This window comes from Longilinea arvoryzae (assembly GCF_001050235.1).
GTDB lineage: Bacteria > Chloroflexota > Anaerolineae > Anaerolineales > Anaerolineaceae > Longilinea > Longilinea arvoryzae.
Genome location: NZ_DF967972.1, coordinates 3,338,160 through 3,352,762, shown reverse-complemented (window position 1 = coordinate 3,352,762; position 14,603 = coordinate 3,338,160). Strand labels below are relative to the sequence as shown.

Annotated in this window: 14 protein-coding genes; 13 read left to right on the top strand and 1 reads right to left on the bottom strand. The window is 56.1% G+C overall.

All coding sequences use genetic code 11. The annotated features are described in order from the left end of the window. Positions 1-120: 120 nt before the first annotated feature. The 6 genes from LARV_RS14965 (at position 121) to bcp (ending at position 6,486) form a co-directional block, all read left to right on the top strand. Positions 121-1,077, top strand: coding sequence for a proline dehydrogenase family protein (locus LARV_RS14965; protein ID WP_075074387.1), 957 nt, complete (start codon positions 121-123; stop codon positions 1,075-1,077). Positions 1,078-1,083: 6 nt separating this feature from the next. Further along, positions 1,084-1,818, top strand: coding sequence for an SDR family NAD(P)-dependent oxidoreductase (locus LARV_RS14960; RefSeq protein WP_075074386.1), 735 nt, complete (start codon positions 1,084-1,086; stop codon positions 1,816-1,818). Between the two features lie 13 nt (positions 1,819-1,831). Next, a complete protein-coding gene (locus LARV_RS14955; RefSeq protein WP_075074385.1) occupies positions 1,832-2,728 on the top strand; it encodes a prenyltransferase in 897 nt (298 codons plus the stop codon). Positions 2,729-2,732: 4 nt separating this feature from the next. Then, positions 2,733-3,968, top strand: a complete 1,236-nt coding sequence (locus LARV_RS14950) for a molybdopterin-binding protein (protein ID WP_075074384.1) — start codon at positions 2,733-2,735, stop codon at positions 3,966-3,968. Positions 3,969-3,985: 17 nt separating this feature from the next. Next, positions 3,986-5,956: a molybdopterin biosynthesis protein gene (locus tag LARV_RS14945; RefSeq protein WP_075074383.1), complete on the top strand. Its 1,971-nt coding sequence runs from the start codon at positions 3,986-3,988 to the stop codon at positions 5,954-5,956. A 71-nt stretch (positions 5,957-6,027) separates the two neighbouring features. Continuing rightward, the gene (gene bcp / locus LARV_RS14940) at positions 6,028-6,486 is read left to right on the top strand and encodes a thioredoxin-dependent thiol peroxidase (protein ID WP_075074382.1); all 459 of its coding nucleotides are present in this window, start codon (positions 6,028-6,030) and stop codon (positions 6,484-6,486) included. 126 nt (positions 6,487-6,612) lie between these two features. Here the strand turns inward: bcp and LARV_RS14935 are convergent, their stop codons facing one another. Next, entirely contained in the window at positions 6,613-7,071 is a 459-nt protein-coding gene (locus tag LARV_RS14935) for an RrF2 family transcriptional regulator (RefSeq protein ID WP_075074381.1), read from the bottom strand. A 220-nt stretch (positions 7,072-7,291) separates the two neighbouring features. Between LARV_RS14935 and LARV_RS14930 the strand changes: the two genes are divergently transcribed. The 7 genes from LARV_RS14930 to LARV_RS14900 all read left to right on the top strand — a co-directional run bounded on the left by LARV_RS14930 (position 7,292) and on the right by LARV_RS14900 (position 14,597). Then, the gene (locus LARV_RS14930) at positions 7,292-7,720 is read left to right on the top strand and encodes a c-type cytochrome (RefSeq protein WP_075074380.1); all 429 of its coding nucleotides are present in this window, start codon (positions 7,292-7,294) and stop codon (positions 7,718-7,720) included. A gap of 120 nt (positions 7,721-7,840) precedes the next feature. Then, positions 7,841-9,643: a sensor histidine kinase gene (locus LARV_RS14925; protein ID WP_083522608.1), complete on the top strand. Its 1,803-nt coding sequence runs from the start codon at positions 7,841-7,843 to the stop codon at positions 9,641-9,643. Continuing rightward, complete coding sequence (locus tag LARV_RS14920) at positions 9,640-10,290, top strand: response regulator (protein WP_083522607.1); 651 nt, start codon at positions 9,640-9,642, stop codon at positions 10,288-10,290. Before LARV_RS14925 ends, LARV_RS14920 begins: the two co-directional genes overlap by 4 nt. Positions 10,291-10,495: 205 nt before the next feature. Further along, positions 10,496-11,914, top strand: a complete 1,419-nt coding sequence (gene coxB / locus LARV_RS14915; protein ID WP_083522606.1) for a cytochrome c oxidase subunit II — start codon at positions 10,496-10,498, stop codon at positions 11,912-11,914. Positions 11,915-11,941: 27 nt separating this feature from the next. Further along, positions 11,942-13,792 carry a cytochrome c oxidase subunit I gene (locus LARV_RS14910; protein ID WP_075074377.1) on the top strand — a complete coding sequence of 617 codons (1,851 nt, stop codon included), beginning with the start codon at positions 11,942-11,944 and terminating at the stop codon, positions 13,790-13,792. 17 nt (positions 13,793-13,809) lie between these two features. Next, on the top strand, positions 13,810-14,028 hold the full coding sequence (locus tag LARV_RS14905; protein ID WP_075074376.1) for a cytochrome C oxidase subunit IV family protein: 219 nt from the start codon (positions 13,810-13,812) through the stop codon (positions 14,026-14,028). Then, complete coding sequence (locus LARV_RS14900; protein WP_075074375.1) at positions 14,028-14,597, top strand: cytochrome c oxidase subunit 3; 570 nt, start codon at positions 14,028-14,030, stop codon at positions 14,595-14,597. The genes LARV_RS14905 and LARV_RS14900 overlap by 1 nt, the downstream gene beginning before the upstream one ends. Positions 14,598-14,603: the final 6 nt, after the last annotated feature.

The following is a 14,603-nucleotide window of genomic DNA, read 5'->3' as shown; positions in this document are numbered from 1 at the left end:
GAATTGTATAACACTTTACCGAATTGCGCGTAGAAATAAGCCGGGTCAGGAATTGGACTTCTTATGTTAGAATTAAAAAATCCAAGATGGCCCCCTGGAACGACATCATGAGGTGAAAGGCTGAGAGCATTTATTATCTTTCTCTCGAGAGCAGCCTGGGCGCAGCGGCTGGTAACGCATTGGGGGATCGCCCGACGCGCAGCATCCCGCTTCATCGCTGGAGAATCAGGCGAAGAGGCAATCCGGGTTATCCAACACCTGAATGAGGCCGGAATTTTAGCCACACTGGACCACCTCGGCGAAAATACTTCCACGGCCGCCGAAGCCCGCCAGGCCACGGATGAAATCCTGCAGATGCTCGATCGGATTCGGGCTTCCGGCGTGCGCTCGAACATGTCCATAAAATTATCTCAAATCGGTTTGTTGCTGGATGCCGGCCTATGCCAGGATAACTTACAGCGCATCCTCCAAAAGGCGCGCCAGACGCAGAATTTCATTCGGATCGACATGGAAGATTCCTCGTTGACCGAAAAGACGCTGGCTTGTTTGCGTTGGGCGCGCACTCAGGGGTTTGAGAACGTTGGAATCGTCCTTCAGTCGTATTTGCATCGCAGTCAAAACGACATCCAGGAATTGATCACCGAGGGCGTCCCGGTGCGCCTCGTCAAAGGGGCTTACCGCGAACCCGCAGAGATCGCTTATCCCGACAAAGCGGACGTGGATCAAGCCTTCGATCGGCTGGCCGGGCTCTTGATCGCCGGGGCGAAACAACATGCCAACCCGACGGCCAATGAAAATGGCCTTGTCCCGCCAATCCCGGCCATCGCCACCCATGATCCGAAACGCATCCAAACCGCCAGGGATTTACAGGTACAATACGGATTACCGAAACAGGCCATCGAATTTCAAATGCTGTACGGCATTCGCCGGGATTTACAGGAGGCATTGGTTGGCGCGGGATTCCCGGTGCGGGTATATGTTCCATATGGGACGCATTGGTATCCCTATTTCATGCGTCGGTTGGCTGAACGACCGGCAAATATGTGGTTTTTCATCTCGAATTTCTTTCGGCGCTGAGCGAATATGGAACCGAAAAAAGAGCTTCCATTAGCAGTGGTTACGGGTGCGGCGGTGCGTCTGGGACGAAGCATCGCGTTAGAACTGGCCAGGCACGGTTACCCGGTTGGGGTGCATTACCACAATTCGGAACACGCCGCACGTGAAACCGCCGAGGAGATCCGTTCGATCGGCGGTACGGCGATACTGATGTCGGCCGATTTGACGGATCCCCAACAGATCAAAGCCTTGTTCGGCCAAATTCGATCGGTTTCGAAGCGCCTGGGGGTGTGGGTCAATTCGGCGGCCGTCATGCTGTCCGGCGATCTCGCGACCATGACGGTCGCGGATTGGGACGGCACACTGGCGCTGAACCTACGCGCGCCCTGGTTGTGCGCGCGTGAAGCGGCTGCCTGCATGGGGCCACAGGGCGGCGTTATCATCAATATCACGGACGTCGGCGCGCGAAAGACCTGGACGGGTTATCCCGCTTATACAATCAGTAAATCGGCCCTGGAAACTTTGACGCGCCTGTTGGCGCGCCAACTTGCGCCGGCGGTGCGCGTCAACGCCGTCGCGCCGGGGTTGATTCTTCCATCGGAAAACCTGACGGCGGAAGAATGGGCGCGCCTTGTCAAACGGCTGCCGCTCCAATCAGCCGGAACGCCAGAAGCTGTCGCTCAAGCCGTCATCACCCTGATTCAGAATGACTATATTACCGGCGAAATTCTACTGGTGGACGGGGGGTATGCTCTGATATGAGGAGACGGACAACATGAACGCATCGCCCTGGAAACAATTGCTGCGAATCGCGCGGCCCTGGGTATTACTGGGCTGCCTGATTTTCTATGCCATTGGGGCCGGTATCGCGCATTTTCTTGGCAGGCCGATCGATCTGTCGATTTATTTGATCGGGCAGGTCTGCGTGTTATTACTGGCCTTCAGCGCTTCCTACCTGAATGAATATTTCTCGATGCTCGAGTACCCGATTCTGAGGCGCAATCCAAATCGGTCTACCGACGAATTCTTTCGCCTGCGCAATGCATTGATTCAGGCTGCGGCCGTTGCGCTGACCGCCGGCGCCGTCCTCACGGTGATGCTGTTCAGCCAGGGCGTGCGTGGACCGGCGGTTGTTATTTATCTGGGAATTGGCTTTCTTTTGGAATTCTTCTACGCGGTGCCGCCGCTGCGCCTGGCGAAAAGCGGTTACGGCGAGCTGGTAACGGCATTATTTATCACCGGCATTACCCCGGCCCTGGCGTTCACGTTTCAAACGGGCGAGGCCCATCGCCTGTTGATCCTGCTGACCTTTCCATTTACAGCCATGTTCATCGCGGCGGAACTGGCCATCGAGTTGGAGACGTATTATTCGGATATCAAAGAAGGCCGCAAAACCTTAATGGTCGCTGTCGGTTGGCAACGCGGAATGAATCTGCATAATATCCTGATCCTTGTGAGTTATTTGCTCATTGGATTGGCGGCCGTACTGCGTTTACCCTGGCCTCTAACCTGGCCGATGTTGGCGACCTTACCGGTTGGATTGTTTCAAATCTGGCAAATATGGCAAATCAATAACGGCCAAAAACCGCGCTGGCGCCTGTTGCAAATCACCGCTCTGGCGACCCTGGGGATCATGGCTTATTTGATCGCCTTTGCCTTATGGATAGGATGAAATCATGCCGGAATTTCTCGAACTTCTCCCTCCCGGGGAGGCATTAAAGGTTTTATTGGGGGCTTTACCGCACAGAAAGCCGCCGGTTGAAGGCCTGGATATCGGGGCAGCCGTCGATCGGGTTATCGCTCAGGATATTCATTCCCCGGATGCGTTGCCGCCGTTTGATCGCAGTACGGTGGACGGTTATGCCGTGCGGGCCGCGGATACCTTCGGGGCCAGTGAAACGCTGCCGGCGTATCTGCGCCAGGTGGGTGAAGTACCCATGGGTGCAAAACCGGAATTCGATCTTCTTCCAGGTGAAACTGGGTTGATCCATACCGGCGGCATGCTGCCGGCCGGCGCTGATGCTGTGCTGATGCTGGAAAATTCGCAGGTCGCCCGGCCCGGTGAGATCGAGGTGCTGCGGTCGGTGGCGCAAAACGAGAATGTGCTACACGCCGGCGAAGATGTCGCGGTTGGAGAGCTCATTCTGGCAGGGGGGACGCGTCTGCGTCCGGCCGAGATCGGCGGGTTGTCTGCGTTGGGGATCACCCGGGTTGATGTGGCCTGCAAGCCGCGGGTGGGCATTCTCTCTTCCGGGGATGAGGTCGTGCCTCCGGACGTCCGACCCCAATACGGGCAGATTCGAGATGTGAATTCTTATTCGCTGGCCGCGCTTGTCACGCGGCGCGGCGGCATGCCAGATATGCGCGGCATCATTCCCGACCAGGCGGCCGCATTTGAAACCCACCTGCGAAAAGCATTACAGGAGTGCGATCTGGTTGTGATGACGGCCGGCTCATCCGCAAGTACACGCGACCTGACGGCCCAGACCATTCAACAGATGGGCGCGCCCGGTGTGCTGGTGCACGGTGTAAATGTCAAACCCGGAAAGCCGACCATTTTGGGCGTTTGCGATGGGAAGCCCGTGATTGGCCTCCCCGGCAATCCGGTCAGTGCGATGGTTATCGCCGGTTTGTTCGTTTCGCCGGTCATCGACCACCTGCTTGGGCTGCAATCCAATCGCCCGGAGGCGACCGTTTCAGCGCGATTGAGCATCAATCTGGCTTCTCAGGCAGGGCGGGAGGATTTTGTGCCGGTGCGGCTGGTGCAAACGGATCAAGGCATGGTGGCGGATCCGATTTTCTATAAAAGCAATTTGATTTTTTCCCTGGCGCGCGCGGACGGCCTGGTGCACATCCCGGCGGATGCCACCGGCCTGCCGGTAAACGCAAGCGTGGATGTAAGATTGATTTAGGGTAAGGGAGCGTTCCTATGTCGGTATATTTGCATGATATTCCCCTGGCGGATGCACAGAAACGACTTCAACAGGCGCTGAAAGAGGCCGGACTCTGGAAGATCCTTGGGATGGAAGAAATCCCGCTGGATGAAAAAGCGGTCGGAAGGGTCACCGCCGAACCGGTTTGGGCAAAAATCTCTTCGCCGCATTACCATGCCTCGGCGATGGATGGCTTTGCGCTGCGCGCGGAAAAAACCGTCGGCGCCATGCCCACGGCGCCCGTGACGCTGGAGATTGGCCCACAGGCCCAGTATGTCGATACCGGCGATCCACTGCCGGATTGGGCCAATGCGGTCGTTCCGATCGAAAACGTCGAGGCGCTCAATTTCGATGCCAACCCGGCGGATGATTCGCGCCACCCGGACCTGATCCGGATCCGCGCGGCGCTCACTCCCTGGAGTCACGTGCGCCCGATGGGTGAGGATATCGTCGCCACCCAACTGGTCCTGCCGGCCGGGCAGATTCTTCGCCCGGTCGATTTGGGTGCGGCTGCCGCCAGCGGGCACACGCACCTGCGGGTCAGCCGGAAACCTCGCGTGGCGATCCTGCCCACCGGTACGGAATTGGTGCCGGTGGGAACATCGGTCAAGCGGGGCGACATCATCGAGTACAACTCGATCGTACTGGGCGCTCAGGCGCGTTCGTGGGGCGCGGAGGTCGAACGATATCCGATTTCGATCGACGATTTCGCGTTGATCCGTTCGCGGGTGCAGGCGGCCGCCGACGGCCATGATCTGGTTTTGCTGAACGCGGGATCATCGGCGGGCAGCGAGGATTTTTCTTCGCGCGTGGTGGAAGAACTGGGTACGCTGCTGGTGCACGGCGTCGCCGTTCGCCCCGGCCACCCGGTGATCCTCGGACTGATCCGGCGTTCGGACGGCTCGGGTGTCACGCCGATCATCGGGGCGCCGGGTTATCCGGTGTCCGCCGCCCTGACCGGTGAGATATTTGTCGAGCCATTGCTGGCTGTCTGGCAGGGGCGCCAGCCGTTTCATCCCGAGGAAGTGACTGCGGCGTTGACGCGTAAGATTACATCGCCGGCCGGGGATGACGACTATGTTCGCATGGTGGTCGGGAAGGTGGGCGACCGTCTGCTGGCGGCGCCACTTTCGCGCGGCGCGGGCGTGATCACCTCGCTGGTCAAGGCGGATGGCATCAGCATTCTACCGCGCGGCGTCCAGGGGCTGGAGCCCGGTACGCCGGTGAAAGTACGCCTGTACCGGCCATCGCATGAGCTCGAGCAAACCATCTTTGCCATTGGCTCGCATGACATGACGCTGGATATCGTGGCCCAGTTTCTGGCGGAACGCCAGCGGCGTCTGATCTCAGCCAACGTCGGCAGCCAGGGTGGGCTGGTCGCGCTGCGGCGTGGAGAGGCCCATCTGGCCGGCTCGCATTTACTCGACCCTCAAACGGGTGAATATAACCTGCCGTACCTAAAGCAATATTTACCCGATACCCCGGTGGAAGTGGTCACCTGGGTGGGGCGCGAACAGGGATTGCTGACGCTGCGCGGGAACCCCAAGGGAATCAAAGGATTGGCCGATCTGGCGCGTCCCGATGTCCGCTTTGTCAACCGACAGCGCGGCGCTGGAACGCGCGTGCTACTGGATTACCATCTCGGCCGGTTGGGAATTTCGCCTGCCGATGTTCAGGGCTATGATCAGGAAGAATACACTCACCTAGCGGTGGCCGCGGCGGTGGCATCCGGTCGGGCGGACTGTGGCCTGGCGGTGACCGCTTCAGCCCAGGCGTTGGATTTGGACTTCATTCCGCTCTTTCAGGAACGCTACGATCTGATCATTCCCTGCAAATATCTGGAGGGCGACCTGCTCGCGCCGTTATTCGAATTGATGACCGATGCGAGCTTCCGAAAGGCTGTCGCCGCTTTGCCCGGATATGACTTAAGTCAAATGGGCAAAATCGTCCAGGCCTGTTCCGAATAATTCAGATCGATTTAGACTGGATATTGGACGCCCGATTGCGTAAAATAGGGAATAGCCTAAAGGAGGTTATGATGCCTATCTCAGCCAATATACCTGCTCCTGATTTTACTTTGAAGGACGATGCCGGAGTCGAGCGTCATCTTTCGGATTTTCGCGGCCAACCGGTGGTACTCTATTTTTACCCGAAGGATGACACCCCGGGTTGCACCACCGAAGCCTGTGCTTTTCGCGATGCGTACAGCGAATACACCCAGGCGGGCGTCACCGTGGTAGGCGTCAGCCCGGATAAGGTCAGTTCACACGCCAGGTTTAAGTCGAAATACAAACTACCGTTCACCCTGCTGGCGGACGAAAACCACGCGGTTTGTGAACTCTACGGCGTATGGGGACGCAAGAAAATGATGGGCCGCGAATACGATGGTGTTTTTCGCACCACCTTCCTCATCAGTTCAGATGGAAAAATCCTGCGAGTCTTCGAGAACGTCAAACCCGACGGCCACAGTGTCGAGGTTCTGGCGGCCTTGAAGTAAATTCAATCGATTTTTCCCGTAGGTAAATGGAGAATTCAAAAACTGCCAGCTCGATTGGGCTGGCAGTTTTTATATCCTTTGGATTGCAAAGCCAAATAACTCTGTTCGCTAAACTTTATTGGATTCTTAGTTTAGTTTTCCGGCCATTTCTTTGACTTTGAAGAGATTCTGAAGCGCGTCAGAGGAGGTGAGCAGCATATCCAGGTGGACGCTATCCAGATTACGAACGATCAAATCCTGCAGGCTGTTCCAGACGGGCATAGCCGTGCAGCTTTCCTGGCGAGGGCACTCTTCACCGCATTCCAGGCAGGGATTGAGGCAAATGGGGCCTTCCAGGGTTTCGGAAATGCGCAACAGGCTGATGGAAGCGGGAGACTGGCTGAGGCGCAAACCACCCCGTGGGCCTGGCGAAGCCTTGATCAGGCCGGCCTGCATGAGCGTGTGCGCAATCTGATGCAGGAAGGGCAGGGGGATTTCCAGTTTTTCGGCGAGGGCTGCGGTGGGGATGGGATGATTCTCTTCTTCAGCTGCCAGTGCCACCATGAGCTGAACACCATAATCTAAACGACGACTAATTCGAAACATTATTCACCTCTAATTGGGTTTGTGATGGGTTTACAGGAACAAATTTAACCGAACATTGTTGACATCGAAAGTGACAAATATCCTGTTAATCTTATGTGTATGATCTAATATATGATCTATTTGATAAAGAAATGACGAAGCCTGAAAATACTGTTCCAATTGCAATCAAAAAAGTATATAATTTTATCGTCGCATCCATTTTCCACAAAGGAGATCTCCTATGAAGAAAACGATCTTTTTCCTTACGGTCATCCTGGTGTTGAGCGCAATTCTGTTATCGGCATGCGGCGGGAGCGCCGCGAAAACGTCCACCCGACCTGAGCCTCCCTCAGAATATGCCAATAAGACCAATCCGTTTGCGGGGAAGACGGATGCCTCGGATGCCGGGAAAACGGTATATGAAGCCAACTGCGCTTCATGCCATGGAACAGGCGGCGCCGGGGATGGGCCGGCCGGAGCGGCGTTGGATCCCAAACCGGCTGATCTGAAGAAAACGGTCGCTGAAGCCAGCGAAGCCTATATGTTCTGGCGCATTTCCGAAGGGGGTGGCATGTCGCCGTTTAATTCTTCGATGCCTTCCTGGAAAGGTACGCTCAGTGAAAATGATATCTGGAATGTCATCACCTACATGGAGATGAATTTTAAATAACCGGATGCTTTTGAATCTCGTCCCCTGCGTTGGATGAGCAGGGGATTTTTTTTGTCACCGATCCTATGGTTGAGGCTTGAACAGAGAGAAAAAAGAATCGATTTCAGGTAAAATTAATCCATGCGAACATCGATACGGTCCATTCCACGAAAATTGCTGCTGACCGGTGTAATCGGTATTGCACTATCCCTGATCGGGATCGGCCTGGACTGGAATCTGCAAACCCCGAATTCTTTTCTGTCCGTCGACTTCCGGCTCGTGTCCGGGCTTGAATTGATGGGTTTGGGATTGCTGGCGGCGCTGGCGTTGGGTCTGGTTCGCCAGCAACGTCTCATCCGGATGGAATTGGCCGATAACGAACAAAAAATGATTTCAATGGAACGCGAACTGAAAGGCGTCCAGTGGATCAACCGCATTCTGACGACCGCCCAGGACGAAAAGCAACTGGTGGAGGGTGCGCTGAACATGATTCTGGACATCAGCGGGGCGACGGCGGTTTCACTGGTTCCCATGGATGAGTGGGGAATTCCGCTTCCGGCCTATAGTCTTGGAAAACTACCCCAGCCCATGTTGACTTCCTGGGCGGAACATCTGACGGCCCTGCGCGTGCGCAAAATATGCCACCAATGCCAGCGCTTGCACGCTGAAGCAGGTGAAAAATGTCCGCTGTTGGAAGGGCCTTACAGTGCGGTGGATGTCTATTGTCTGCCGATGCAACGGAATGAATTGATGCTGGGCATGCTCAATCTCTACCTCCTGCCATCTCAAAAGCTGGACGCCAGCCTGAGGGCTTTTTTGGAACAAATTTTGGTTGAAATTGGCCAGGGAGTGGAGACCTTAAGACAACGATCCCGCGAATTGAATACTCTGCGCTATTATCAACAGGATGAGCGTGAGAGTCCGGACCTGGGCAGCCAGTTTGGGGGTTTGATCGAGGATTTGTTACCCCTCCTGGAGGCGGAAGCGGCCATTTTACGGGTCCAATCGCCGGATTTATCGGGAGGCTTATTGCGGCTGACTTTCGGCACGTCTTCAGGACTGGCCGTTTTGGAAAATTCGGCGCGACAATCCGCTCAGGTTGTGGGAGTGACGGAAGCGGTCGAAGCGAAGGGACCGGGAAGGCTGCAGGTGAATTCTCTGATGCTCCCGGACGGCTCTTCGGTCGGCGAATTATGGATCTGGCTCCGGGATGGGGCTGAATCTGGCGAGTGCCAGAGTTCTTTAATCGAGGTCATTGCTCACCAGGTGGGCCTGCTTTTGGAAATGGAACGTTTCCGCAAGTCGATCAAATTCGAGACCGTCGTTCAGGAACGCATCCGCCTGGCGCGGGAAATTCACGATAACCTGGCCCAGACACTGGCTTTTCTCAAACTGACAACCGCGCAAATGCAGAATTATCTGGGCCAGGGGGATTATCCTCGCCTGAATCAGGCCATCAAGCAAAGCTACCAGGCTTTGAGTGAGGCGTATATTGACACGCGCAAATCGATCGAGGATCTGCGCCTGGCCCCCAGGGAAGGCCTTTTCAACTGGCTATCGCGTCTCAGCAAGGATTACGAGCGCGATTTTTCCATCCCGATCCAAATGGATGTCACGCAGGAAATGCCGGCCCTTAATCCCGAAATTGAAATTCAAATCATGCGCATCATTCAGGAGGCGCTCAATAACGTCCGCAAGCACGCCGATGCCAGGCATGTCGATATCAGAGCCCATTCTCAAAAAGAAGATCTGATTATCGAAATTCAGGATGACGGCTGCGGTTTTTCTCCCGCCGAAGTGCCCGAGATTTCCCGCTTTGGATTGCGCGGCATGCGCGAGCGCGCGGAAGCCGTTGGAGCCGATTTTCAGGTGCTCAGCCAGCCCGGCCAGGGGACGACGGTTCGATTGCAACTTCCCATTCCGCTCCAGGAGGTGATATCTTGAGCCCGGTTTGTCTGCGTCTGGTGGTGGTTGACGACCATGCCCTCTTCCGGCGGGGATTGGTGGGGTTGCTGGAGGATATGCCTGAATTTCAAGTCGTCGGTGAGGCGGGGGACGGGGTGGAGGCCCTGGATGTGATCGCGGCTCAAAAGCCAGACCTGGTCCTGCTGGACGTGAATATGCCCCGCATGGATGGGGTCGAGACGGTTCAGGCGCTGCGTGCCCGGAAAATCAATACCCGCGTTTTGATGCTGACGATCTCGAAAACGGAAGAAGATTTAATGGGCGCTATTCGCGCCGGCGCGGATGGTTATTTGTTGAAAAACATCGAACCGGATGACCTGCGCAAGGCGCTGTTGAAAACAGCCGAAGGGCAGGGCGTTCTTTCACCCGAGGTCACCGGCGCCGTGATGCGAGCCGTGGTTCGACCCAACCGGGAAGCGCAACCCTTGTTGAGCGAACGGGAAATGGAAGTGCTGCGCTGTCTGGCGGCCGGACAGACCACCCATCAAATCAGCCAGGGATTATTCATCTCGGAAAACACCGTCAAGACACATGTCCGTCACATTCTTGAGAAACTCGAAGCCGAGAATCGAATCGAGGCGGTTGGCAAAGCAATCAAAATGAGATTGATCCATCCCATGCAATAAAGCATTCCAAATATTTCTTTCTTGAAACGCCCGGCATGATCCATGCCGGGTTTTTGTTTTGGGTGAGGTGGGAATCACCCTTTTTGCGGTGAAGAATAACCCTAGTAGCCCGGTCGGGTGGATGGACCTGAAGGGCTTATTTTTGTAAATTAAGGATGCGTAGATCGGTTGAACCGCCTTGGGTGAGTTGTAATTCAAAGGGAAGATGAAAAATCCATCGTCAGGTGAGACGCGACGAATTCTGATCGCTTCCGCCAATCCTTTATATGGCAGAGGGTTGGAAAAGCTTCTTGCGAAACAGACTGGCGGGCAGCGGCTGGAAATTCGCATCACCACGGCGACCCAAACCACACTGGATCTGCTCGAGGAATGGAAACCCGACCTGGTCATCCTCGATTATGACGATCAGAGCATCGACCGGACTCGATTTCTAAACCAGTTCATCTCCGGAGAGCGTCCGATGCAGGTCATGCTGGTTTCTCTGACTGCCAGCGGCGCGGCCGTGGTCTATGACCGGCGCGCGCTGTCTCCGGATCAGGCGCAGGATTGGTTGCATATCCCGGCGGCTTCGGCCCCCCAGCCGACGAAAGCAGGCCCACGGAGGAGCGAGAATATGAAGCATTTTGTCATCGTGGCCGGGTTCGTGGCAGTTCTTACGGTGCTGGTTGACTTTACCCTGCGACGGGTTGGCCTGCTGCCCATCGAGGCCAGTACGCAGGCCGTCATCATCGACCGCCTGTTCAACGACCATTTTCTGATGATTTCATTTCTGTTCTCACTGATCACGGTGTTTCTGGTTTACAGCCTGATCGTCTTCCGGCAGCGTGGAAAAGAAAAGATCGCGGGCAAATTCTTCAAGAGTTCCAACAAGCTGGAAGTGGCATGGACGATCCTGCCGCTGGCAGCAGTGATTTATTTTTCCTATATCGGCTCTCTTTCACTGGCCGAGACACGTAAAGTCGATCCGCAGGCGCTTGAGGTCAAGGTGACCGGCCGCCAGTGGTCGTGGACTTTCGAATATCCAGAGTACGGCATTACCTCCGACACCCTGCAACTTCCGGTCGACCGGCAGGTTCTATTGAAATTGACCTCCCAGGACGTGATTCATTCCTTCTGGGTGCCTGAATTTCGGGTCAAGCAGGATTTACTGCCGGGTGAAAATCTGGTCAAGGAGTTGCGAATTACCCCGACCGTCATTGGCACCTACAAGGTCCGGTGCGCGGAATTGTGCGGGACGCTGCATGCCTATATGGAAAGCCCGGTGGTGGTGGTGAGCCAAGCCGATTTTCAGGCCTGGGTCGATGAACAGGTCAAGTTGTTGAACGCGGATCCGGTCACGCGCGGCAAGGAATTGGTCAAGCAGAACGGCTGCACCGCCTGCCATTCGGTGGACGGCAGCCGCCTGGTAGGGCCAACCTGGAAGGGCCTGTTTGACTCACAACGCGTTCTGACGGATGGGACAACCGTAACCGCTGATGAGGTGTATTTGAAGAATTCCATTCTGAAGCCGAATGTGCAGGTGGTCGAAGGTTATCCAGCCGGGGTGATGCCTCAGACGTATCTGGGGACCCTCTCGGATAAAGATATCGCCGACATCATCGCCTTCATCAAGACTCTCCAGTGAGTTCAGCCGAAAAAATGGAGTGAACCCATGAAAAAAGTTCTTTCGATCGGTCTGGTGCGAGGTGTGCTCGGGCAAATTCTCGGCACGGCGGCAGGCATTGGGTTAATGACCGCCATCCGCACAGCGATGGGATTGGGATGGAAGGCTGAACCAGCCGCGGTACTGGGCGCCTTCTTCGGGGTGTTTGGATTCCTGATTGCCGTCGGCGTGGTTACAGACTGGTGGAAATGGGCCAAAGGAGAGGAGACCAGCGAGGCGGAGGATTTTCAGGAGACGCCGGGAACACGCCGCTACTTCGGGGTATCCCTCGATCACAAAGTAATCGGCATCCAATATATCGTCACCAGCCTGATCCTGATGGCATTTGGCGGCTCGTTTGCGCTCGCCTTTCGGACCGAACTGGCCTCCTCCGGGATGCAATTCCTGACTTTCCAATTGTTCAACACCCTGGTTGGCATGCACGGCATGGTCCTGATCATCTCGATCCTGCTCGGCATCGCCGGGATGGCGAATTACCTGGTGCCGCTGCTGGTGGGAGCCAGGGACATGGCCTTCCCGCGGTTGAATGCTTTTGGCTTCTGGATCGCCGTGCCGGGTTCGCTGGTGCTGTTAAGCGCCATTCTCGTGGGCGGTTTCGACACCGGCTGGACCGGTTATCCACCCTTGAGCCTGCGCGCGCCGCTAGGCATGCAGATGTTCTTCGTCGGCGTATTCTTCAACGGGTGGTCGTCGATTTTGGGCGCCCTTAATTTGATTGCGACCATTCTGCGCAAGCGGGCCAAAGGCATGGGGATGTTCCGTATGCCCATTTTTGTCTGGGGCGTCCTGGCGACCTCGATCATCGCCATGACCGCCACCCAACTGATCGGGCTGTCCTTCCAGTTGGTGTTGTTCGAGCGCCTGTTGGGCATGCCCTTTTTCGATGCGAATAACGGGGGCAATCCCATTCTTTTCCAGCATTTATTCTGGTTCTATTCGCATCCGGCGGTATACGTCTTTGTACTGCCCGGGCTTGGAATTATCAGCGAATTGCTGCCCGTTTTCGTGCGCAAGCCGTTGTTTGGCTATAAGTGGGTGGCCATGTCCTCGCTGGGCATTGCCCTGACCGGTTTCCTTGTCTGGGGACACCACATGTTCACCGCCGGTATCGAAGACTACCTGCGCGTGCCCTTTATGTACAGCACGCTGCTGGTGGCCGTGCCGACCGGCGTCAAGTTCTTCAGTTGGATAGCAACATTGTGGCAGGGCCGCATCCGTTTCCCGGTGCCGATGTTGTTCGTACTGGGCGGTATCGTCGTCTTTCTGCTGGGCGGGTTGACCGGGCCGCCGAACGGCACGGTTTCCACGGACCTTCACCTGCACGATACCTACTTCGTGGTCGGCCATTTTCATGACACCATGTTTGGCGGGTATATCTTCCCGCTGTTTGCCGCCATCTATTACTGGTATCCCAAGGTGACCGGCCGGAAATTGAATGAGACGTTGGGAAAACTGCATTTTTACCTGATGACGCCCGCGTTCCTGGCCATGACTTTGGGTCAAATGCGCATCGGCATGCTGGGGATGCGCCGCCGGATTGCCGATTATGATCCGGCTCAGGGGTTTGGCCCAACCCAGATGGTCATCACCATCGCCGGTTTCCTGGTCACGCTCTCGGTGTTGTTCCTGTTTATCAATCTCATCCGCAGCGCCAGGCGCGGCGAAGCGGCGGTAGGCAACATCTGGGAATCGCGCTCTCCGGAATGGGCAATTTTGCCCTCGCCGGCGCCGGCGCACAACTACGAACGGGATTTTCAAGTCGTGGGCGATCCCTATGATTATGGCCTGGCGGATTCGCAATTCGTCGAACTCCTTCCGCAACCCTCCAGCGATGATTGAGACAAAAAGGTGGATGCATGAATAGCGGAAAAACCTCCCAAAAAGATCCGGCTCTCCGGCGCGGCGTGTTCGTGTTCCTGGCGTTGGCCGGGGTGACGGCGCTCGAATACATCCTGGCGCGAATGGGTGTGCCTTCAGCGGTCCTATGGATCCTGGCCATTTCGAAGGCCGGCCTGGTCATCGACTTTTTCATGCACATTTCCAGATTGTTTGGGACGGACGAAGGAGGGCATTGATGGAAAGCGCAGCTCATTCGCTGTCGGACGATCGACAAAAACTGGCAACCAACCGTCTCGGATTGTGGCTTTTCCTTCTTTCGGACACGTTCATGTTCGGCGGCCTGTTGGTTGCCCGTTTTTATTTGCTGGGCAGCCGGCGTCCCGAGTTGAACACCACCCTGGGCTTGATCGTTACCTCGGTGTTATTGATCAGCAGTTTCTTTATGAACCGGGCGGAAGTCTCCATATCCAACGGCGATCGAAAGGGATTTGTGGTTAGCACCTTCATCACCCTGCTGCTGGGACTCGTCTTCCTGGCCGGCGTGGTGGGCGTGGAATGGCGAACTGCCCCGTTCGGCCCGTCAGACGGCGCTGAGGGCGCGGTTTTCTACATGATGACGGGCATGCACGCCTTCCACGTGCTGACCGGTGTGTTGTTCCTGATGGTCATTCTCCGCAACGGCCTGAAAGGGCGTTACTCGCCCGAGCGGCACTGGGCGGTGGAAGCAGCCGCCAATTACTGGCACTATGTGGACGTGGTTTGGATCTTCTTCTACCCGGCGCTCTACCTGATCGGAACGCTATAGGAGAAA